The following is a 19597-nucleotide window of genomic DNA, read 5'->3' as shown; positions in this document are numbered from 1 at the left end:
ATTTGTCGTAATAAGAGTACTTGAAGATAAATCCTGTCCATCGCGATCCCCCCTCTGCCGATCGTCTCAAACGACGGCTTGCCCGAATCCTGTCAGCGACTTATCACCCAAGTGACGCGGTCAACACTACAGAACAAAAGAGAACATTTGACAAACAAAAAGAGTTTCAAGCCGAAGTCGCTGATATGACTCGTTAACTTTCCCTGTCAGGGGTGTCGGCCAAGCCTTTGTTAATATTCATATCGGGATTCTCCGAATTCGCCTCAAAACGGAAAAATCCAATATTTTCCATGGCTTTACAGCTCGTTCCCATTGACGCCCATGCCATCCCATGGTATCCCATTGCCACTAGGTAATTTCCCAGAACCGCATGGCAAAGCGGTTCACGTCGAGGGGAATGGGTGGCAAGCCGGCCACGCGCGCATGGGGTGTCTGGCGTCCGATGGCTCTGTTCATCGACACATTCGTCAACCGGATCGACAAGAAGGGGCGCGTTTCCGTCCCGGCGACGTTCCGTGCTGCCCTGGCGACATCCAATACGCTTGGCCAGAATTTCAGCGGCATCGTCGCGCTGCCGGCCTTCCGCTACGATGCGCTGCAATGCGCCGGACTCGACTGGCTGCAGACTCTGGTCGACCAGATGGGCAAGGTTGATCTCTTCTCCGACGTCCATGACGATCTCAGCACCACGCTGTTCTCCGACACCAAGCAGCTTTCGTTCGACGGCGAAGGCCGCATCGTACTGCCGGAGATGCTGCTGGAGCACGCCAAGCTGAAGGATGAAGCGGCCTTCGTCGGTCGCGGCGAGATCTTCGAGATCTGGCATCCCAAGACATTCGCCGAGCATCGCGCCGAAGCGCGTCGACGTGCGCTGGAGAAGGGCATGACTCTTCGTAACGCGGGCGGGAGCAATGCCGGCAGTGACAAGACTGGCGGCGGTGCGCAATGAGCGACGTCCGTCATCAACCGGTGCTGCTGGCCGAAGTGGTCGCGGCCCTGGGCGCTGACAATTTGGGGCCGCAAGACGGCGCCATCTATGTCGATGGCACGTTCGGCGCCGGCGGCTATTCCCGCGCCATCCTGGAAGCTGCCAATTGCACGGTCTTTGCGATCGACCGTGATCCCGACGCCATCGCCGGCGCCGATGCGCTGGTGCGCCAGTTCGCGGGTCGCCTTCATGTGATCGAAGGCCGGTTCGGCGACATGGTCGACTTGCTGGCCGAGCGCGGCATCACCGCGGTGGCGGGTGTCACACTCGATCTCGGCGTCTCCTCGATGCAGCTCGACGAGGCAGAGCGCGGTTTTTCGTTCCGCTTCGATGGCCCCTTGGACATGCGCATGGAGCAGGCCGGCGAAAGTGCCGCCGACATCGTCAACCAGATGGCCGAGCGGCCGCTGGCGGACCTCATCTTCACCTTCGGCGAAGAGAAGAAGGCGCGCCGTGTGGCAAAGGCCATCGTGGCCGCGCGAGCCTTGGCGCCCATCACCACAACCGGACGTCTTGCCGAGATCGTGCGTCGCGCGGTTGGCCCCGCCGGTCCCGACCGCATCGATTCAGCGACACGCACCTTCCAGGCGCTGCGCATCGCGGTCAATGACGAGATGGGCGAGATCGATCGCGGGCTTGAGGCAGCCGAGAAACTGCTGGCGCCGGGCGGCCGCATGGCGATCGTCTCGTTCCATTCGCTGGAAGATCGCCGCGTGAAGCATTTCATGCGCGAGCATGCCGGGCGCAACCCGAAGGGCTCGCGCCACATGCCGGAAATCTCCGAGACGGTCGCGACGCTCCGCCTCCTCGATCCGCAGGGCATCACGGCTTCTGACTCGGAGATCCACGCCAATCCGCGTGCAAGGTCGGCACGGCTGCGGGTGGCTGAGCGCCTTCATGAGGTGGCCGCATGATCCGGATCGGCACCATCGTCTGGTTCGTCGTGCTGGCCATGCTCGGCGTCGGCCTTTTCCAGGTCAAATACGCCGTGCAGTCGAAGGAGCGCGAGCTGCGCACGGTCAACCGGCAGATCATTGCCGACCGCGAAGCCATGCGCGTGCTGGAAGCCGAGTGGAGCTATCTCAACGATCCGGTGCGCCTGGCCGACCTTACGCGCCGGCACACCGATCTTGCCCCGGTGATGGCGAGCCAGATCGCGACCATCGAGGGACTGGCACCCCGCCCGGCGGAGATGCCGGCCTTGCCGCCACTCGCCGCCCTGCCGGGCCAAGCACCTGCGGGTGACGCTGCTGTCACCGCCATTCCGGCATCGGCCGTGGTGACCACGCCCGTGGCGCCAACGCCTGCCAACGACCCGGTGTTCCAGACCTCGGCCGGGGCGGAAGCGCCCGGGATGGAGGCACCTGCGGCCGACGACGATGCCACCATCCGCGCCATCCTGCAGGACATGCAGTCGCATCAGAGCGGCGATGCGGAACCAGCGGCCGGTAGCGGCAAGAGCCTGCCTGCCAATGAAGCAGGTGTCGAATGATCCGCCTGCGCAACAACACGCCCCAGCAGCCGAGCTACAAGGCGCAGCGCGCCCAGCCGGTCATCAACCCGATTGCCCTGCAGCCGGAACCCGATGGCGTGCAGCGCCGCGCGCTGGAAGTCAGCCATAGCCGCCTGATGCTGGGCCTCGGCCTGTTCACGGTCGCCTTCGTGGTGATTGCGGCGCGCCTCGCCATGGTGACCTTGATGCCGGGCGAGCATGAGACGCTGCGCGTGGCGGCGGCACCCAATGCCGACCGTGCCGATATTCTCGACCGCAATGGCGTGGTGCTGGCGACCTCGCTCACCACGGCCTCGCTCTATGCCAATCCGCACCAGATCCGCGAGCCGGATGCGATTGCAGCGCAGCTTGCCCAGGTGCTGCCCGACATGCCGCAGGAGCCGACCTCGGCCAAGCTTTCGGCCGACAAGACCTTCATCTGGCTGAAGCGGAACCTGACGCCCAAGCAGCAGCAGGCGGTCAACCGCCTCGGCATTCCCGGGCTCTATTTCCAGTACGAGACCAAGCGGGTCTATCCGCAGGGCAATCTCACGGCCCATGTGGTCGGCTTCTCGGATGTCGATTCACGCGGCCTTGCCGGTGTCGAGCGGTCGTTCGACGATGTGCTCGCGGGTGGCCAGCGACCGCTGCAGCTCTCGATCGACGTGCGCATCCAGCATATCCTCCATGAAGAAATTTCCCGCGCCATCGCCGATTTCACCGCCATCGGCGGCGCCGGTATGGTGATGGATATCCAGACCGGCGAGATGCTGGCTTTGGTCTCGCTGCCGGATTTCGACCCGGCGCGCCCGGGCGAGGCCAGCGACGATGCACGCTTCAACCGCGCCACGCTCGGCACCTACGAGATGGGCTCGACCTTCAAGCTGTTCAACACGGCGATCGGCCTCGACAGCGGCACGGTGACCCTGGCCGGTGGCTATGACGCGACGCATGCGATCAAGATCGGTCGGTTTTCGATCGACGATTTCCACGGCAAGCATCGCTGGCTGAGCATTCCAGAGATTTTCACCTATTCTTCCAATATCGGCTCGGCGAAGCTCGCCGATGCGTTCGGCGCCGAGGTGCAGAAGACCTACCTGCAGCGCCTGGGCCTCCTCAGCAAGTCGACGATCGAACTTGCCGAGGTGGGTGTGCCGCAATATCCGAAGAACTGGCGCCGGGTGAACACCATGACCATTTCCTATGGCCATGGCGTGTCGGTAGCGCCGATCCAGGTGGTTTCCGCCGTGGGTGCCGTCGCCAATGGCGGCATCCTCCGCCAGCCGACCCTGTTGAAGCGCGCCGCTCATGAAGTTGAGAGCGGCACCCGGGTGGTGTCGGAACAGACTTCGGCGCAGATCCGCCAGTTGATGCGCCTGGTCGTCCAGGTCGGCACCGGCAAGAAGGCCAATGCGCCGGGCTATCTGGTCGGCGGCAAGACCGGGACCGCCGACAAGCAGGAAGGCAGAGGCTATAGCGACAATTCGCGCATGGCAGCCTTTGTCGCCGCCTTTCCGATGAACGCACCGCGTTACGCGGTGGTGGTGATGATCGACGAACCCAAGCCCAATGCACATTCCTACGGCTATGCGACGGCCGGCTGGGTGGCAGCGCCCGTCGTGGGTGCCCTGGTCCAGCGCATGGCGCCGTTGATGGGCATTTCCCCCATTCCGGACGAGTCACCACTGGCACAGAACCCGCTGGTTGCAATGGTCGCGGACTATGATTCCGCCGCCTCAAAAAAGGCAAAATCCAAAGTCATTCCGGTGGCCGCGCCGCTGCTTGATTCGAACGGCGAACCGATCATGAAGGCAAAGCCGTTCGCGGCGACGCCAGTATCGGCGACCAGCAATGATGTGACGACACCGCCGGCTGCCGAGAGCGGCGCGACGGAGAGCGAAGGAATCCCTCTTGCGGTTGAGTGAGCTCATTGGCGGCCATGCCCGCATCGCACGGCCCGGTCTCGGGGTCAACGCCATCAGCATCTCCGGCCTGGCGCTGGATTCGCGCGCCGTGGTGCAGGGCAATCTGTTCGCGGCTCTCTCCGGTGCCAAGCTCGACGGCCTTGCCTTCGTGCCGGCGGCGGTGGCGGCCGGCGCCAATGCGATCCTGGTGAGCACGGGGCAGAATCCCAATGTGCCGCCCCATGTCGCGGTGATCGAGGCTGATCATCCGCGCCTGGCGCTGGCCAAGATGGCGGCGCGCTTCTATGGGCGCCAACCCAAGATCATCGCGGCCGTGACGGGCACCAGCGGCAAGACCTCGACGGCCGTGTTTGCGCGCCAGCTGTGGACGCTGCTCGGCCACCGCGCGGCCAGCCTCGGCACCATCGGCCTCATCGGTCCTGGCATCCAGTATGACGAAAGCCTCACCACGCCTGACCCGGTGAAGCTGCATCAATTGCTGGCCGAGCTGCGGGAAAAGGACATCGACCATTTGGCGATGGAGGCGTCGAGCCATGGGCTCGACCAGTTCCGCCTGGACGGCGTCGAAATCTCGGCCGCGGCCTTCACGAATCTCAGCCGCGACCATCTCGACTATCACGGCACGATGGAAGCCTATCTCGCGGCCAAGCTGCGCCTGTTCGGTGAATTGCTGCCGGCGGGTGGCGCTGCCATCATCAATGCCGATATCGCGGAGAGCGACCGCATCGTGGCGCTGGCCAAGGCGCGGCATCACCGGATCATCACCTTCGGCCGCAAGAGCGGCGATCTGCGCCTCGTCAAGCAGCAGCCCTTGGCAACCGGCCAACAATTGTCGCTCGACGTGTTCGGCACGCGCTACGACGTGACCTTCTCCGTGGCAGGCCTGTTCCAGGCGGAAAATCTGCTGGCGGCTCTAGGCCTCGTCATCGGTGAAGGCGAGGAGCCGGCCATGGCGGTGCGCATGATCGACCGGCTGACCGGCGTCCATGGCCGCATCGAGCGCGTGGCGACGACGCCATCGGGTGCCGCGGTCTATGTCGACTATGCCCACAAGCCCGCGGGCCTCGAAGCCGTGCTCGGCACGCTCCGCCCCCATGTCAGCGGCCGCCTCGTCGTGGTGTTCGGCTGCGGTGGGGATCGTGACAAGGGCAAACGCCCGGAGATGGGTGCACTGGCGACCCGTCTGGCCGACCGCGTGGTCGTGACCGACGACAATCCCCGGAGCGAAGACCCGGCCACCATCCGCGCCGAGATCCTGGCGGCGGCTCCCGGCGCCATAGAGATCGGCGACCGTGCCGCAGCCATCCGGGCCGCGATGCAGGATCTGAAGGCGGGTGATCTGCTGGTGATCGCCGGCAAGGGTCACGAAACCTATCAGATCGTCGGCAACCAGAAATTCGATTTCGACGACAGCGACGTGGCGCGGACCTGCGCCGAGGAATTGAGCCGGGGTGCCGCATGACGCAGCCCCTCTGGACGTCGGTCGAGATCGCCACTGCGGTGAAGGGCACGGCCCAGGCCGCTTTCGTGGCTGACGGCGTTTCCATCGACAGCCGCAAGGTGGGCAAGGGCGATCTCTTCATCGCCTTGCAGGGACCTAACTTCGACGGCCATGAGTATATCGGCCAGGCGCTGGCAGCGGGTGCAGCCGGCATCATCGCCCACCGCCTGCCGGCCGGCATCGCAGCGGACGCGCCGATCGTACTGGTCAAGGATACGCTGCAGGCGCTGCAGGATCTGGGTGCGGCCGCGCGCAACCGGTCGGCCGCGAAATTCATCGCCGTCACCGGCAGCGTGGGGAAGACCAGCACCAAGGAAGCGCTGAAGACGGTGCTCAGCGTCCAGGCGCGGACCTTTGCTTCGGAAGGCAATCTCAACAATCATTGGGGTGCGCCGCTGTCGCTCGCGCGTATGCCGCGCGACACCGAGATCGGCATCTTCGAGCTTGGCATGAACCACGCCAATGAGATCCGGCCGCTGGCCAAGATGGTGCGGCCCCATGCCGCCATCATCACCATCGTCGAGGCGGTGCATATCGAGTTCTTCGGCTCTGTGGCCGAGATCGCCGATGCCAAGGCGGAAATCCTTGAAGGGCTGGAACCGGGTGGCACCGCCATTCTGCCGCGCGACAACGCCTATTTCGCCCGCATGGCGGCGCGCGCCAAGGCGCTGGGTGTTACCCATATCGCCGGCTTCGGCGCCGATGCCGCGAGCGACGTGCGATTGATCGCGTGCCACACATCGCCCACCGGCAACGATGTCAGCGCCGACGTTTTTGGCGTGCGGATGGCGTTTTCGACGGGTCTAGCTGGCCGTCACCAGGCGATCAACGCGCTTGCCGTGCTGGCGGCCGTGCAGGCGATCGGTGCGGATGTGACGCGGGCAGCTCATGATCTCGCCGGCGCCAAGGCGCTGAAGGGGCGCGGCCACCGCGAGGAGATCGCGCTGCCCCAAGGCAGCTTCACCCTCATCGACGAATCCTACAATGCGAGCCCCGCCGCCATGCGCGCGGCGTTCACCGTGCTGGCTGGATTGCCTATCGCAAAGGGTGGCCGCCGCATCGCCATCCTGGGCGACATGCGGGAGTTGGGTGAGCAAGGTCCGGCGCTCCATCGCGGGCTCAAGGATGATCTCGTCTCGGCCGGCATCGACCGCGCCTTTCTGGTCGGGCCGCTGATGAGCGACCTCTATGCACTTTTGCCGGCGTCGATGCAGGCCGGTCATACCACGGAGTCAACCGCGATGGTGGCACCGGCGACGGCCGACATCAGGGCAGGGGACATCGTCCTGGTGAAAGGGTCGTTGGGCACCCGCATGGCGCCGATCGTCGAGGCGATCCGCGATATGGATATTCACGCAACAGCGCGGCCGAAAGCCGCGAACGGTCATTGACCGGGATCAGAGGGGAAGTGAAGGGGAGGCATGCTCTATAATCTGCTCGCACCGTTGGCCGAAGACATGCGTGTCTTCAATCTGTTCCGCTACCTCACCTTCCGGAGCGGCGGTGCGATCCTGTTCGCCTTCTTCCTCACCCTGGTGATCGGGCCGGGCATGATCCGCTGGCTGAAAAAGCTGCAGCGTGACGGCCAGCCGATCCGCAGCGACGGGCCGGAAAGCCATCTCCTGACCAAGAAGGGTACGCCTACCATGGGCGGCCTCATGTTCCTGCTCTCGGCCAGCATCACCACTCTGCTGTGGGCGGACATCGCCAACATCTATGTCTGGGTCGTGCTGTTCGTCACCATCGGCTATGGCAGCATCGGCTTTGCCGACGATTTCCTGAAACTCACCAAGCGCAACAGCAAAGGCCTCAATGGGCGCTTCAAGCTGGTAGGTCAGGCATCGATCGGCCTCATCGCCACGGTCATCATCGTCTATCACCAGAACGCCACCATCCCGCAGCCGGCGGGCCTTGCCACCAGCGTGGCGCTGCCCTTCTTCAAGGATGTGCTCATTCCGCTGGGATTCGGCTTCTTCCTGTTTGGCGCATTGGTGATGATGGGGGCGTCCAACGCCGTCAACCTCACCGATGGGCTAGATGGCCTCGCCACCGTGCCGGTGATGATCGCTGCCGCCTGCTTCGCCCTCATTGCGTATCTCGTCGGCAATGCGGTGTTCGCGGAGTATCTGCAGCTCCATTTCGTGCCGGGTTCGGGCGAACTTGCGGTGTTCTGCGGTGCGCTGTGCGGCGCGGGGCTCGGCTTCCTCTGGTTCAATGCGCCGCCGGCCATGGTGTTCATGGGCGATACCGGGTCGTTGAGCATGGGCGGTGCTCTGGGTGCCATCAGCGTCATCACCAAGCATGAACTGGTGCTGGCCATCATCGGCGGCCTCTTTGTTCTGGAGACCGTCTCGGTGATCGTCCAGGTGATGAGCTTTAAATTGACCGGCAAGCGCGTCTTCCGCATGGCGCCGCTGCACCATCACTATGAAAAGAAGGGCCTCGCCGAACCCACCATCGTGATCCGCTTCTGGATCGTCGCCGCCGTCCTCGCCTTGGTCGGCCTTGCCACCTTGAAGCTGAGGTAGGGACGAGATGGCCGACCTCAGCCTCAGCATTCCCGGAATTGCCGGCCACACCTATGCGGTGCTGGGCCTCGGCCGTTCCGGTGCTGCGACGGCGGAAGCCCTGATCCGGTCGGGTGCGCGGGTTCTGGCCTGGGACGATTCCGAAACCGCGCGCGCGGCGGCGCCGGCCGACATCCTGTTTGACCTGAAGAACGCCGATTGGGCTGACATCGATGCGCTGCTGATGAGCCCCGGCATCCCCACCACTTTCCCGGCGCCGCATCCGGTGGCGGCCGCGGCGATGGCGGCGGGCAAGCCAATCATCTCCGACATCGAGATGCTGGGCAAGGCGCAGCCGCAGGCGCGCTTCGTCTGCATCACGGGCACCAACGGCAAGTCGACCACGACGACGCTCATTGCCCATGTGCTGAAGTCCGCCGGGCGCCGCGTCGAAGTGGGCGGAAATCTCGGCCAGGCGGCCTTGTCACTGGCGCCGGTCGGACTTGACGGCATCTATGTGCTGGAGCTTTCCTCCTACCAGCTCGATATCACGCCAACGCCGCTTGCCGACATCGCGATCCTGCTCAACATCACGCCGGACCATCTCGACCGCCATGGCGGGATGGCGGGTTATATCGCGTCCAAGCAGAAGGTCCTGGCGCCCAAGGGCCAGTCGAGCCTCGGCATTGTCGGTCTCGACGATGCGCCCAGCAGCCAGACCTTTGCCGCCTTCAAGGATAAAGGCCGCCGCCTGGTGTCCATCTCGGCGGAGAAGAAGGTCGAGGGCGGGGTCTATGTCACGGCCGACGGCCAGTTGGTCGATGCGATCAAGGGCGCACCGCGTAACGTGCTGGACCTCAAGACCATCGCCGCCTTGCCGGGCAAGCACAATTGGCAGAATGCCGCCGCCGCCTATGTAGCGGCGAAGGCGCTGGGCCTTTCTGCGGATGAGATCGTGGCTGGTTTCCAGAGTTATCCAGGTTTGGCGCACCGGCAGGAACTGGTCGCGACAATGGGCGGCATCCGCTACATCAATGACAGCAAGGCGACCAATGCCGATGCCGCCGAAAAGGCGCTGGCCTGCTATGACAACATTTATTGGATCATCGGCGGCAAGGCCAAGGAAGGCGGATTGGCCGGACTTGAGCCCTACTACAAGAAGATCCGCCACGGCTTCCTGATCGGCGAGGCGGCACTGGCTTTCACCAAGCAGATCAACCGCGCCTTTCCGACCACGATAAGCGGCACGCTGGAAAAGGCCGTGGCTGAGTCACATGCGCTGGCGCAGCGCGAAAAAAAGCCCGGTGCCGTGGTGCTCCTGTCGCCAGCCTGCGCCTCTTTCGATCAGTACCCGAACTTCGAAATCCGCGGCAACCGGTTCCGCGCCCTGGTCGAAGACCTGGTCGCGAAGAAGGGGGCCGCATGAGGGGCTTTGCGCGCACCGACCGCTCGATGGTGGCCCAATGGTGGTGGACGGTCGACCGCTGGATGCTTGCGGCGGTCATCGCGCTTGCTTTCATCGGCGCCATCCTGGTGCTGGCGGCGAGCCCGGCGGTGGCGACGCGCATCGGCATGGACAGTTTCGCCCTGGTGCGGCGCCATTATCTGATGCTGCCGCTGGCGATCGGCACGGTGGTGTTCATCTCGATGCTGTCGGCCAAACAGGTGCGGCGCCTCGGCGTCATCCTGTTCTTCGTGTTCTTCGTGTTGACCGCGATGACCCTGTTCATGGGTGCCGAGATCAAGGGCGCCACGCGCTGGATCTCGGTCGGGCCCCTGTCGCTGCAACCCTCCGAGTTTCTCAAGCCCTGCTTTGCCGTCTTTGCCGCCTGGATGTTCTCGCTGCAGAAGACCTCGCCCGGCATTCCCGGCAATTTCATCGCCATCGGTTCCTATCTTGCCGTCGTGCTGGTACTCCTCAAGCAGCCGGATCTCGGCATGACCGCCGTCGTCACCGCGACCTGGGCGGCGCAGTTCTTCATCGCGGGCCTCCCCATCTTCTGGGTGCTGTTGCTGGTGGGTGCCGGTGTGGCCGGCCTGGTCGGCGCCTATTTCGCGTTGCCACATGTGACCGAGCGCATCGACCAGTTCTTCAACCCGGCCAGCGGCGACACCTATCAGATCGATCGCGCGCTCGAGGCGTTCCAGAATGGCGGGCTATATGGCAAGGGTCCGGGCGAAGGGTCGGTAAAGCTGGTGCTGCAGGACGCCCATGCCGACTTCGTCTTTGCCGTGGCCGGCGAGGAATTCGGCCTCATTGTTTGCCTCATCCTGGTGGCGCTCTTTGCCTTCATCGTGCTGCGCGCCCTGTCGCGGCTGTTGGGCGAGCACAATCACTTCATCATCCTGGCTGCGACCGGGCTCATCACTTCGTTCGGTCTGCAGGCGATCGTCAACATGGCATCGACCCTGCACCTGATGCCGACCAAGGGCATGACGCTGCCGTTCATCTCCTATGGCGGTTCGTCGATCGTGGCCATCGGCCTTGGCGTCGGCATGCTGCTGGCGCTCACCCGCCGGCGCTTCCCGGGGAGCGTCGAGCCATGATCGCGAACGATAACCGCATCCAGGTGGTCTTGGCAGCCGGCGGCACCGGCGGCCACATGTTCCCGGCGGAAGCGCTGGCAGAGGCCCTGCTGCGGCGCGGCTGCCGCGTCGATCTCATTACCGACGAGCGGGGCCAGGGTTTCGGCAACCGCCTGCCTGAGGTGGTGGTGCATCACGTATCGTCCGGTGGCGTCGCCGGCAAGGGGCTGGTGCCGAAACTCAAGAACCTCGCGCGCCTGGCGCTCGGCTACTTCCAGTGCCGCAGCCTCATCAAGCGCCTCGATCCGGTGGTGACGGTCGGTTTCGGCGGCTATCCTTCCGTGCCGCCGTTGCTCGCCGCCCAGCAGCGCGAGTGCCGCACCGTGCTGCATGAACAGAATGCCGTGGCGGGGCGCGCCAACCGCTTCCTGATGAAGCGCGCCAGCAAGATTGCGCTGAGCTTTCCCAAGGTGCGCTTTGCCGATGATCTGCCGGCCGAAAAGCGCATCGTCACCGGCAACCCGGTGCGCCCGGCGATCGCGGCCCTGGCTGACCAGCCCTATCGCGCGCCACGCGGTTTCGAACCGATCAATCTCCTCATCTTCGGCGGCAGCCTGGGGGCGCGGTCCTTCTCGCGCCATATTCCGGCGGGGATCGCCCTCATCTCAAGTGAGTTGCGCAATCGCCTCCGGATCGTGCAGCAATGCCGGCCGGAAGATCTCGATGCCGTGGCCGATGCTTACCGGGCGACCGGCCTGCAGGTCGAGTTGAAGCCCTTTTTCGAAGACATGCCGGCGCGCCTTGCGGTAGCCCATCTGGTGCTGTGCCGCTCGGGCGCCTCGACCGTCACGGAGCTGACCGCAGCGGGCCGCCCGTCGCTGATGGTCCCGCTGCCCGGTTCCATCGACGATCACCAATTGGCCAATGCCCGTGCCCTCGAAGGCCCCGGTGCCGGCTGGGTGCTCACCGAAACAGCCTTGTCGCCGGCCTCGATCGCCGAGCGGCTCACCACCATCCTCAGCCATCCCGACCGGCTCGACCTCGCCGCCACGGCCGCGCGCAAGCTGGGGCGGCGCGATGCGAGCGAACGCCTGGCCGACGTGGTGATGAACCTCGTTCCGGCGAGCCGGCAGAAAATTCTTCAAGCGGAGACAGCGTGATGCGCGCCCTACCACTCGACATCGGCGTCATCCATTTCGTCGGCATCGGCGGGATCGGTATGAGCGGCATTGCCGAGATCCTGCACAATCTCGGCTACAAGGTGCGCGGCTCGGACCTTGCCGACAGCTACAACACCAAGCGCCTCAAAGACAAAGGCATCCCGGTCGAGATCGGCCACCGGGCCGAGAATCTGGCCGACGCCGCGGTCATCGTCATTTCATCGGCCGTGAAGCCCGATAATCCGGAAGTGCTGGCGGCGCGCGCCAAGCTGCTGCCCGTGGTGCGCCGGGCGGAGATGCTGGGCGAGCTCATGCGCCTCAAATGGTCGGTTGCCATCGGTGGGACCCACGGCAAGACGACGACCACCTCGCTGGTGGCGGCCTTGCTGGAGGCCGGCGGCTTCGACCCAACAGTCATCAATGGCGGCATCATCAACAACTACGGCACCAATGCGCGCCTGGGCGCTGGCGACTGGATGGTGGTCGAGGCCGATGAGAGCGACGGCACGTTCGTCAAACTGCCGGCTACCATCGCCATTGTCACCAACATGGACCCGGAGCATCTCGATCATTACGGCTCGGTCGAGGCGATGAACCGCGCCTATGAGGAGTTCGTCAAGAACATCCCCTTCTATGGCTTTGCCGCGTTGTGTATCGACCATCCTGTGGTGCAGGCGATGATCCCGCGCCTCGCCGACCGGCGCATCATCACCTATGGCTTCTCGCCGCAGGCCGATATCCGTGCGACCGAGCTTGAAATGGCACCGTCCGGCTCGACCTTCACCGTGGTGGTGAGCGACCGCTTCCGCGAGACGGAGCGGGAGATCAAAGGCATGCGCCTGCCCATGGTCGGCCAGCACAATGTGCAGAACAGCCTCGCTGCCATCGCGGTGGCAAATGAGATGGGCGTCGACGACGACACGCTGCGCAAGGGACTTGCCGGCTTTGGTGGCGTGAAGCGCCGCTTCACCCGCACCGGCGAAGTGGCCGGCGTGACGGTCATCGACGATTACGGCCATCACCCGGTCGAGATCAGCGCCGTGCTGAAGGCGGCACGCCAGGCTACGGCGAGCGCCACCGCGCCCGGCAAGGTCATCGCCGTCATGCAGCCGCACCGCTATTCGCGCCTGCAGAACCTGTTCGAGGATTTCTGCACCTGCTTCAACGATGCCGACCACGTCATCATCGCCGATGTCTATGCCGCCGGTGAAACGCCGATCGAGGGCATCAACGGCGCGGCGCTGGTACAGGGCCTGCGCGAGCGCGGCCATCGCCATGTCGAGCATCTCGTCGACCCCAAGGATCTCGCCGCCATGGTGGCGCCGCTGGTGCATGCCGGCGATCTGGTCGTGTGCCTGGGTGCCGGCACCATCACGACCTGGGCCCATGCCCTTCCCGCTGAACTCAAACCGCTGCTCGAGGCGAAATGATGAGGCCGGCCATGACCAGACAGCCAAGCCTGCTCGAACGACTGCCCGCTGTGCGCGGTCGCTTAAGCGAGGGCGCGAGCCTGGCCAATGTCACCTGGTTCCGCGTCGGCGGTCCGGCCGAAGTGCTGTTCAAGCCGGCCGATGTTACCGATCTGCAGGCCTTCCTCGCCGGTTGCCCGGCCGATGTCGCGGTCACCGTGCTGGGTGTCGGCTCCAACCTGTTGGTGCGCGACGGTGGCATCCCCGGCGTCGTCATCCGGCTGGGTCGCGCCTTCGCCGAGATCCGCACCGAAGGCACGCATGTCTATACCGGCGCCGCGGCGCTCGATCTCAATGTGGCGCTGGCGGCGCGGGGTGCCGGCATCGCCGGCCTTGAATTCCTGTCCGGCATTCCGGGCACGATCGGCGGTGCCTGCCGCATGAATGCCGGTGCCTATGGCAGCGATCTGTCGCAGGTACTGGCGGCGGCAACGGCGGTCGATCGCAAGGGCAACCTGCACCGTCTCGACAAGGCCGGCATGGGCTTTACCTATCGCCACAGCAACGTTGCCGATGACTGGATTTTCTGCGGCGCCGAGCTGATCGGCCATGCCGGCGATCCCGCCATCATCCAGCAGCGGCTCAACGAAATCCAGGCCGCGCGCGAAGAGAGCCAGCCCGTGCGGGCCCGCACGGGTGGCAGCACCTTTGTCAATCCCGTGGGCGGCAAAGCCTGGGAACTGGTCGACAAGGCCGGCTGCCGCGGCCTGATGCTGGGCGGTGCCATGGTGTCGGAGAAGCATTGCAACTTCCTGATCAACACGGGCAATGCCACCGCTGCCGATATCGAGGCGCTGGGCGAGATGGTGCGGCGCCGCGTCAAGGAAACGAGCGGCGTGGATCTGGCCTGGGAAATCAAGCGCATCGGTGTGCCGGCGGACAGTTCGCTCGCCATCGCCCCGAAATCTGAAGCTTAAGTGGAGTTGACCCGAGTATGAAGCGCGTCACGGTCCTGATGGGTGGTTTGTCGGCAGAGCGCGAGGTCTCATTGGCCTCCGGCGCCAATTGCGCGGCAGCGCTTAAGGAAGCCGGCTATACCGTCGAGACCCTGGATGCGGGCGTCGAGCTTGGCGCCGTGATCGCGCAATTGAAGGCACAGCGCCCCGACGTGGTGTTCAACGCCCTCCATGGCCGCTTCGGCGAGGACGGCAATATTCAAGGCGTGCTCAACCTCCTCAAGATTCCCTATACCCATTCCGGGCTGATGGCCTAAGCGCTCGCCATGGACAAGACGATGGCCAAGCGCCTGTTCGTGGCGGCGGGCCTGCGCGTGCCGGAAGGCAAGCTGCTCAGCCGGGCCGAGGTCGTGGCGGGCGATCCGCTGCCGCGCCCCTATGTCGTGAAGCCCTACAATGAAGGTTCCAGCGTCGGCGTCACCATCATCAAGGCCGGCGACAACGCGAAGCCCTTCGCCGGCATCGATTGGCCGTTCGGCGATGTGGTGCTGGCGGAGCGTTTCATCCCGGGCCGCGAGCTGACCTGCGGCGTGATGGGCGACAAGGCGATGGCCGTCACCGAATTGCGGCCCAAATCCGGCTTCTACGACTACGCCAACAAATATACCGGCGGCATGACCGAGCATCTGGTGCCAGCACCGCTGCCGTCCGATGTCTATGCCGAATGCCTGCGCATGGCCTTGGCGGCGCATCAGGCGCTGGGCTGCCGCGGCGTCTCGCGCTCGGACTTCCGCTATGACGATACCGGCAAAGGTGGAACGAGCGAGATCTACCTGCTGGAAACCAACACCCAGCCGGGCATGACCGAACTCAGCCTGGTGCCGGAACAGGCCAAGTATCTCGGCATGTCCTATCCCGAACTGGTGTCCTGGATGGTGGAGCACGCGCAATGCGACGCGTAACCGCGCATCAGGGTGCGGCGGCCGCCACCATGCCGATGGTGGGCGGCATGTTACGTAAGCGCCCGATCAGCAGCACGCAGCGTGTGCCCGTGCGCAAGCGCCCGAAGACGGCGCTGGAGCGGCACCTGATGACGGTCGGCATCGTGCTCGGTCTCGGCATGTCGGTGGGCGGCATCGGCTATTGGGCCATCAGCAGCGGCTGGACCGGCTATTTCGCCGACCTCGCCGGCCAGCGCTTTGTCGCAACCACCGCCGATGCGGGTTATGCGCTGGCATCGCTGGAAGTCGAAGGCCGCAAGGAAACGCCCAAGGAAGACGTCATGCTGGCTTTGGGCGCGCTCAAGGGCGACGCCATTCTCGACATCGATCTTGAAGCGGCGCGCCAGCGCATCGTTGATCTTCCCTGGGTGACGGCGGCCGCGGTGGAACGGCGCCTGCCAGATACTCTCCGTGTCACGCTGACCGAGGCTGAGCCCTTGGCGCTGTGGCAGAAGAAGGGCACCTTCTATCTTGTCAGCCGCACCGGCGACGTGCTCGCGGTGAAGGATGTGGCGCGCTTCGGCAAGCTGCCCGTCATCGTCGGCGACGCCGCTCCGCAGAAGGCCGGCGAGCTTTTTACCATGCTGGCGCTGGAACCCAGCCTCCAGCAGCGCGTGACGGCTGCTGTCCTGGTCGGTAATCGCCGCTGGAACCTGCGCCTTGACAATGGTGTCGATGTGAAGCTGCCGGAATTGGCGGCAGAGGCTGCCTGGGCGCGTTTTGCGAGCCTCGAACGGCAGCACCGGCTGCTCGACAAGGATATCAGCGTCATCGACCTGCGGCAGGACGATAAATTGATCGTGCGCCAGGCACATCCGGCGGTGGCCGAGGATGCCGAGGGTGCCAAGAAGAAATCCGATCAGACGGCGCCGGCTGGCAAGGCGGCGCCTGAAGAACAACCCATCCTCACCCCGGCGGCAACGCCCTTGTCGACATCGGTCGACAAGAACAACGCAACCTGACGGGCGAGGAAGACCGAGACCATGAAGAAGCCTCGCATCGCCCCCAAGAACGGCCTGATCGCCGCCATCGACGTCGGCAGCAGCAAGATCTGCTGCTTCATCGCGCGGGTGGCCGATGACGGAAGGCCGAACGTGATCGGCATCGGCCATCAGGTGTCGCGCGGCGTGCGGGCCGGCTCGATCGTCGACATGGAGCAGGCCGAGATGGCCGTGCTCTCGACCGTGCACGCGGCCGAGCAGATGGCGGGCGAGACGATCCACGAGGTGGTGCTCAATCTCTCGGGCGGCTACCCCGCCTCGCAGACAGTCGGCGTCGAAGTGCCCTTGGCCGGGCGCGAAGTGGGCGAGCATGATCTCGAACGCGTGCTGATGCATGGCAGCCAGATAAACGGCAATTCGGAGCGGCGCCTCATTCACTCGATCCCGGTCGGCTATTCGATCGACGGCTCGAAGGGCATCCGCGATCCGCGCGGGATGTTCGGCGAGCGACTCGGCGTCGACATGCATGTCATCACCGCCGCGGCGGGTGCCGTGCGCAACCTCACCAATTGCGTTGCAAAATGTCACCTCGATATCAAGGCACTCGTGGTATCGCCTTTCGCGTCCGGTCTCTCGACTCTGGTGGATGACGAAATGGATCTGGGGGTGACTGTCATCGACATGGGCGCCGGCACGACCTCGCTTGCCGTCTTTTTCGACGGCCATGTCGTCTATACCGATTCGGTGCCGATCGGCGGCGGCCATGTCACCAACGACATCGCCCGCGGCCTTTCCACCCCGCTCACCCATGCCGAGCGCATGAAGACGCTCTATGGCAATTGCCTGGCGACGCCGGCCGATGAGCGCGAGATCATCCAGGTGCCGCAGGTGGGCGAGGAAGAGAACGGGCTGATGAACGCCATTCCGCGCTCGATCCTCATCGGCATCATCCAGCCGCGCCTTGAGGAAACCTTCGAGCTGGTGCGCTCGCGCCTGGAGAGCTCGGGATTCGACAAGGTCGCCGGGCGCCGCGTCGTGCTGACCGGCGGCGCAAGCCAGCTTTCCGGGGTGCGCGAGCTATCCGCTCTCGTGCTCGACAAACAGGTGCGCATGGGCAGGCCCTTGCGCATTCACGGCCTCGCCGATGCGACCAACGGCCCGGCCTTTGCCACCGCGTCCGGCCTGCTTTCCTACGCCCTCGAAACCGATGCCGATGCCTTGCGCCCCGGCAAACCACGCGAACAGGCGTCGACCGGCCTCATCGGCCGGTTCGGCACCTGGCTCAAAGACAATTTCTGACCTTGCGACCCGAATATGCAAACTCAAAAGGAGGCACCTCATGTCACTCAATCTTTCATTGCCCCAGGATCCGTTCGACATCCGGCCGAAGATCACCGTGATCGGTGTCGGTGGTGCGGGCGGCAATGCCGTTTCCAACATGATCCGCTCGAAGCTGGAAGGCGTCGAGTTCATGGTCGCCAATACCGATGCCCAGGCCCTGCAGCAATCCTTGTGCGAACGCCGCATCCAGCTCGGCAACACGGTCACCAAGGGCCTTGGTGCCGGCGCCCGTCCCGATATCGGTCGTGCTTCGGCGGAAGAAGCCGTGCGCGAGATCGCCGAGCAACTGGCCGGATCCAACATGGCCTTCATCACCGCCGGCATGGGCGGTGGCACGGGTACTGGTGCGGCCCCCGTCGTGGCGCAGATCGCGCGCGAGCAGGGTATCCTCACCGTTGGCGTGGTGACGAAGCCTTTCCATTTCGAAGGTGCCCACCGCATGCGTCTGGCGGAATCGGGCATCCAGGAATTGCAGCAATATGTCGATACGCTGATCATCATTCCGAACCAGAACCTGTTCCGCATCGCCAATGAAAAGACCACCTTCGCCGACGCCTTCAAGATGGCCGACGAAGTGCTCTATTCGGGTGTCCGCGGTGTTACCGACCTCATGGTCATGCCGGGCCTCATCAACCTCGACTTCGCGGATATCCGCGCCGTCATGAGCGAGATGGGCAAGGCGATGATGGGGACGGGCGAAGCCACCGGCGAAAACCGCGCGATTGCAGCCGCCGAGGCCGCCATCTCCAACCCGCTGCTCGATGAAGTCAGCATGAAGGGCGCCCGCGGCGTTCTCATCAACATCACCGGCGGCATGGACATGACGCTGTTCGAAGTCGACGAAGCCGCCAACCGCATCCGCGACGAGGTCGATCCCGATGCCAACATCATCTTCGGCTCGACCTTCGACCAGGCATTGGACGGCAAGATCCGCATCTCGGTGGTGGCGACCGGCATCGAATCGATCAGCCAGGTGCAGCCGCGTCCGGGCATCATGGGCGGGACCAACCTCTCGATCGTCGCCCGCAACCCCAACCCGCAGGCCAGTGGACTTCAGGCGGGCGGTTATCAAGGTGACGGTGGTCGCAGCGATGCAGTCGCGTCCAGCGCGATGACGGCGCAGCCGGTCAGCATGCAGTCGGTCACGGCCTCGGCGCAGCGCGCGTCCGGCATGGGCCAGCCGCAGATGGGCCACACCAGCATGATGACGCCGACCATGGGCGCTACCGCGCTGCAGGCGCATCCGGCGCGTCCGATCCTGCGCGACGAAATGTCGGCGCTGGACCGGATTGCCCAGAAGCCGGCCGAACGCCAGGCCGAACGCAACACGGCCGGCAATTTCGTCGCGCCGCCGGCGATGGAAGCCCGCACGCAGCCGACGGTGTCGCAGCCGGTCGTCCAGCAACAGCAGCCGGCCCCCCAGCCGACGGCTCCTACCACGGGATTGAACCTGGGTGTCGCCGCCACCAGCGAGCAGCCGCGCTTTGCCCCGGAGCCGGTCGCGCCGCAAGCGCTGCAGGCGGCGCCCACCCTGCAGGCGGAAGCGCGCAAGAAAGCGCCCACCCTGTTCGAAAAGATGACCAGCCGCTTTGCCGGTCAGAGCAAGGGTGGGATGCCGGGTCGCGACGCGGTGCCGGCGGGTGTGCAGCGGCCGGAGCCGCGGGTCAGCCGTCAGGAACCGCAGCAGCCGATCCAGCCCTCGCTCAACCTCGATCCCACCGACCGGCTGAGCCAGAATCGCCAGGAAGAGGAAATGCTGGATATTCCGGCCTTCCTGCGTCGCCAGGCGAATTGAGGCTGGTTTGAGCTAGGGGCCGCCCCGGCGGCTCTTTTGAGGTGTCTTTAGACTT

General features: G+C 64.8%; 15 protein-coding genes and 1 pseudogene. All 16 read left to right on the top strand.

Features of this window, described 5'->3' with window-relative positions:
• Positions 1-442: 442 nt before the first annotated feature.
• The 16 genes and pseudogenes from IPK59_21025 to ftsZ all read left to right on the top strand — a co-directional run bounded on the left by IPK59_21025 (position 443) and on the right by ftsZ (position 19542).
• Positions 443-949 (top strand): division/cell wall cluster transcriptional repressor MraZ, encoded by a 507-nt coding sequence (locus IPK59_21025; protein ID MBK8161131.1) that lies wholly within the window; start codon positions 443-445, stop codon positions 947-949.
• Positions 946-1902 carry a 16S rRNA (cytosine(1402)-N(4))-methyltransferase RsmH gene (rsmH, locus tag IPK59_21020; protein MBK8161130.1) on the top strand — a complete coding sequence of 319 codons (957 nt, stop codon included), beginning with the start codon at positions 946-948 and terminating at the stop codon, positions 1900-1902. The genes IPK59_21025 and rsmH overlap by 4 nt, the downstream gene beginning before the upstream one ends.
• The gene (locus tag IPK59_21015; GenBank protein MBK8161129.1) at positions 1899-2480 is read left to right on the top strand and encodes a hypothetical protein; all 582 of its coding nucleotides are present in this window, start codon (positions 1899-1901) and stop codon (positions 2478-2480) included. Before rsmH ends, IPK59_21015 begins: the two co-directional genes overlap by 4 nt.
• On the top strand, positions 2477-4405 hold the full coding sequence (locus tag IPK59_21010) for a penicillin-binding protein 2 (GenBank protein ID MBK8161128.1): 1929 nt from the start codon (positions 2477-2479) through the stop codon (positions 4403-4405). The genes IPK59_21015 and IPK59_21010 overlap by 4 nt, the downstream gene beginning before the upstream one ends.
• A 4-nt stretch (positions 4406-4409) precedes the next feature.
• A complete protein-coding gene (locus IPK59_21005; protein ID MBK8161127.1) occupies positions 4410-5867 on the top strand; it encodes a UDP-N-acetylmuramoyl-L-alanyl-D-glutamate--2,6-diaminopimelate ligase in 1458 nt (485 codons plus the stop codon).
• Positions 5864-7297 carry a UDP-N-acetylmuramoylalanyl-D-glutamyl-2,6-diaminopimelate--D-alanyl-D-alanine ligase gene (locus tag IPK59_21000; protein MBK8161126.1) on the top strand — a complete coding sequence of 478 codons (1434 nt, stop codon included), beginning with the start codon at positions 5864-5866 and terminating at the stop codon, positions 7295-7297. The genes IPK59_21005 and IPK59_21000 overlap by 4 nt, the downstream gene beginning before the upstream one ends.
• Before the next feature lie 30 nt (positions 7298-7327).
• Positions 7328-8434, top strand: coding sequence for a phospho-N-acetylmuramoyl-pentapeptide-transferase (locus IPK59_20995; GenBank protein MBK8161125.1), 1107 nt, complete (start codon positions 7328-7330; stop codon positions 8432-8434).
• 7 nt (positions 8435-8441) lie between these two features.
• Positions 8442-9839 (top strand): UDP-N-acetylmuramoyl-L-alanine--D-glutamate ligase, encoded by a 1398-nt coding sequence (locus IPK59_20990; protein MBK8161124.1) that lies wholly within the window; start codon positions 8442-8444, stop codon positions 9837-9839.
• The gene (locus IPK59_20985) at positions 9836-10960 is read left to right on the top strand and encodes a cell division protein FtsW (GenBank protein ID MBK8161123.1); all 1125 of its coding nucleotides are present in this window, start codon (positions 9836-9838) and stop codon (positions 10958-10960) included. The genes IPK59_20990 and IPK59_20985 overlap by 4 nt, the downstream gene beginning before the upstream one ends.
• Positions 10957-12099 (top strand): undecaprenyldiphospho-muramoylpentapeptide beta-N-acetylglucosaminyltransferase, encoded by a 1143-nt coding sequence (gene murG / locus IPK59_20980; protein MBK8161122.1) that lies wholly within the window; start codon positions 10957-10959, stop codon positions 12097-12099. The genes IPK59_20985 and murG overlap by 4 nt, the downstream gene beginning before the upstream one ends.
• The gene (locus IPK59_20975) at positions 12099-13529 is read left to right on the top strand and encodes a UDP-N-acetylmuramate--L-alanine ligase (protein ID MBK8161121.1); all 1431 of its coding nucleotides are present in this window, start codon (positions 12099-12101) and stop codon (positions 13527-13529) included. The genes murG and IPK59_20975 overlap by 1 nt, the downstream gene beginning before the upstream one ends.
• Positions 13529-14485: a UDP-N-acetylmuramate dehydrogenase gene (gene murB / locus IPK59_20970; GenBank protein MBK8161120.1), complete on the top strand. Its 957-nt coding sequence runs from the start codon at positions 13529-13531 to the stop codon at positions 14483-14485. Before IPK59_20975 ends, murB begins: the two co-directional genes overlap by 1 nt.
• A gap of 17 nt (positions 14486-14502) precedes the next feature.
• A pseudogene (locus IPK59_20965) lies at positions 14503-15426 on the top strand (D-alanine--D-alanine ligase).
• The gene (locus IPK59_20960) at positions 15414-16427 is read left to right on the top strand and encodes a cell division protein FtsQ/DivIB (GenBank protein MBK8161119.1); all 1014 of its coding nucleotides are present in this window, start codon (positions 15414-15416) and stop codon (positions 16425-16427) included. Before IPK59_20965 ends, IPK59_20960 begins: the two are co-directional and overlap by 13 nt.
• Before the next feature lie 21 nt (positions 16428-16448).
• Entirely contained in the window at positions 16449-17705 is a 1257-nt protein-coding gene (gene ftsA, locus IPK59_20955) for a cell division protein FtsA (GenBank protein MBK8161118.1), read from the top strand.
• A gap of 40 nt (positions 17706-17745) precedes the next feature.
• A complete protein-coding gene (gene ftsZ / locus IPK59_20950; GenBank protein ID MBK8161117.1) occupies positions 17746-19542 on the top strand; it encodes a cell division protein FtsZ in 1797 nt (598 codons plus the stop codon).
• The last annotated feature ends 55 nt before the right edge of the window (positions 19543-19597 follow it).

The organism is Rhodospirillaceae bacterium, assembly GCA_016712715.1.
Lineage (GTDB): Bacteria > Pseudomonadota > Alphaproteobacteria > Dongiales > Dongiaceae > Dongia.
Note: the sequence above shows the minus strand (reverse complement) of the source record. Positions and strands in the feature narration are given on the sequence as shown.

Bases quoted from the DNA above. Each gene is read 5' to 3' on its own strand.
- IPK59_21025 (MBK8161131.1), top strand. From the start codon at position 443: ATGGCTCTGTTCATCGACACATTCGTCAACCGGATCGACAAGAAGGGG.
- rsmH (MBK8161130.1), top strand. From the start codon at position 946: ATGAGCGACGTCCGTCATCAACCGGTGCTGCTGGCCGAAGTGGTCGCG.
- IPK59_21015 (MBK8161129.1), top strand. From the start codon at position 1,899: ATGATCCGGATCGGCACCATCGTCTGGTTCGTCGTGCTGGCCATGCTC.
- IPK59_21010 (MBK8161128.1), top strand. From the start codon at position 2,477: ATGATCCGCCTGCGCAACAACACGCCCCAGCAGCCGAGCTACAAGGCG.
- IPK59_21000 (MBK8161126.1), top strand. From the start codon at position 5,864: ATGACGCAGCCCCTCTGGACGTCGGTCGAGATCGCCACTGCGGTGAAG.
- IPK59_20995 (MBK8161125.1), top strand. From the start codon at position 7,328: ATGCTCTATAATCTGCTCGCACCGTTGGCCGAAGACATGCGTGTCTTC.
- IPK59_20990 (MBK8161124.1), top strand. From the start codon at position 8,442: ATGGCCGACCTCAGCCTCAGCATTCCCGGAATTGCCGGCCACACCTAT.
- IPK59_20985 (MBK8161123.1), top strand. From the start codon at position 9,836: ATGAGGGGCTTTGCGCGCACCGACCGCTCGATGGTGGCCCAATGGTGG.
- murG (MBK8161122.1), top strand. From the start codon at position 10,957: ATGATCGCGAACGATAACCGCATCCAGGTGGTCTTGGCAGCCGGCGGC.
- IPK59_20975 (MBK8161121.1), top strand. From the start codon at position 12,099: ATGCGCGCCCTACCACTCGACATCGGCGTCATCCATTTCGTCGGCATC.
- murB (MBK8161120.1), top strand. From the start codon at position 13,529: ATGAGGCCGGCCATGACCAGACAGCCAAGCCTGCTCGAACGACTGCCC.
- IPK59_20960 (MBK8161119.1), top strand. From the start codon at position 15,414: ATGCGACGCGTAACCGCGCATCAGGGTGCGGCGGCCGCCACCATGCCG.
- ftsA (MBK8161118.1), top strand. From the start codon at position 16,449: ATGAAGAAGCCTCGCATCGCCCCCAAGAACGGCCTGATCGCCGCCATC.
- ftsZ (MBK8161117.1), top strand. From the start codon at position 17,746: ATGTCACTCAATCTTTCATTGCCCCAGGATCCGTTCGACATCCGGCCG.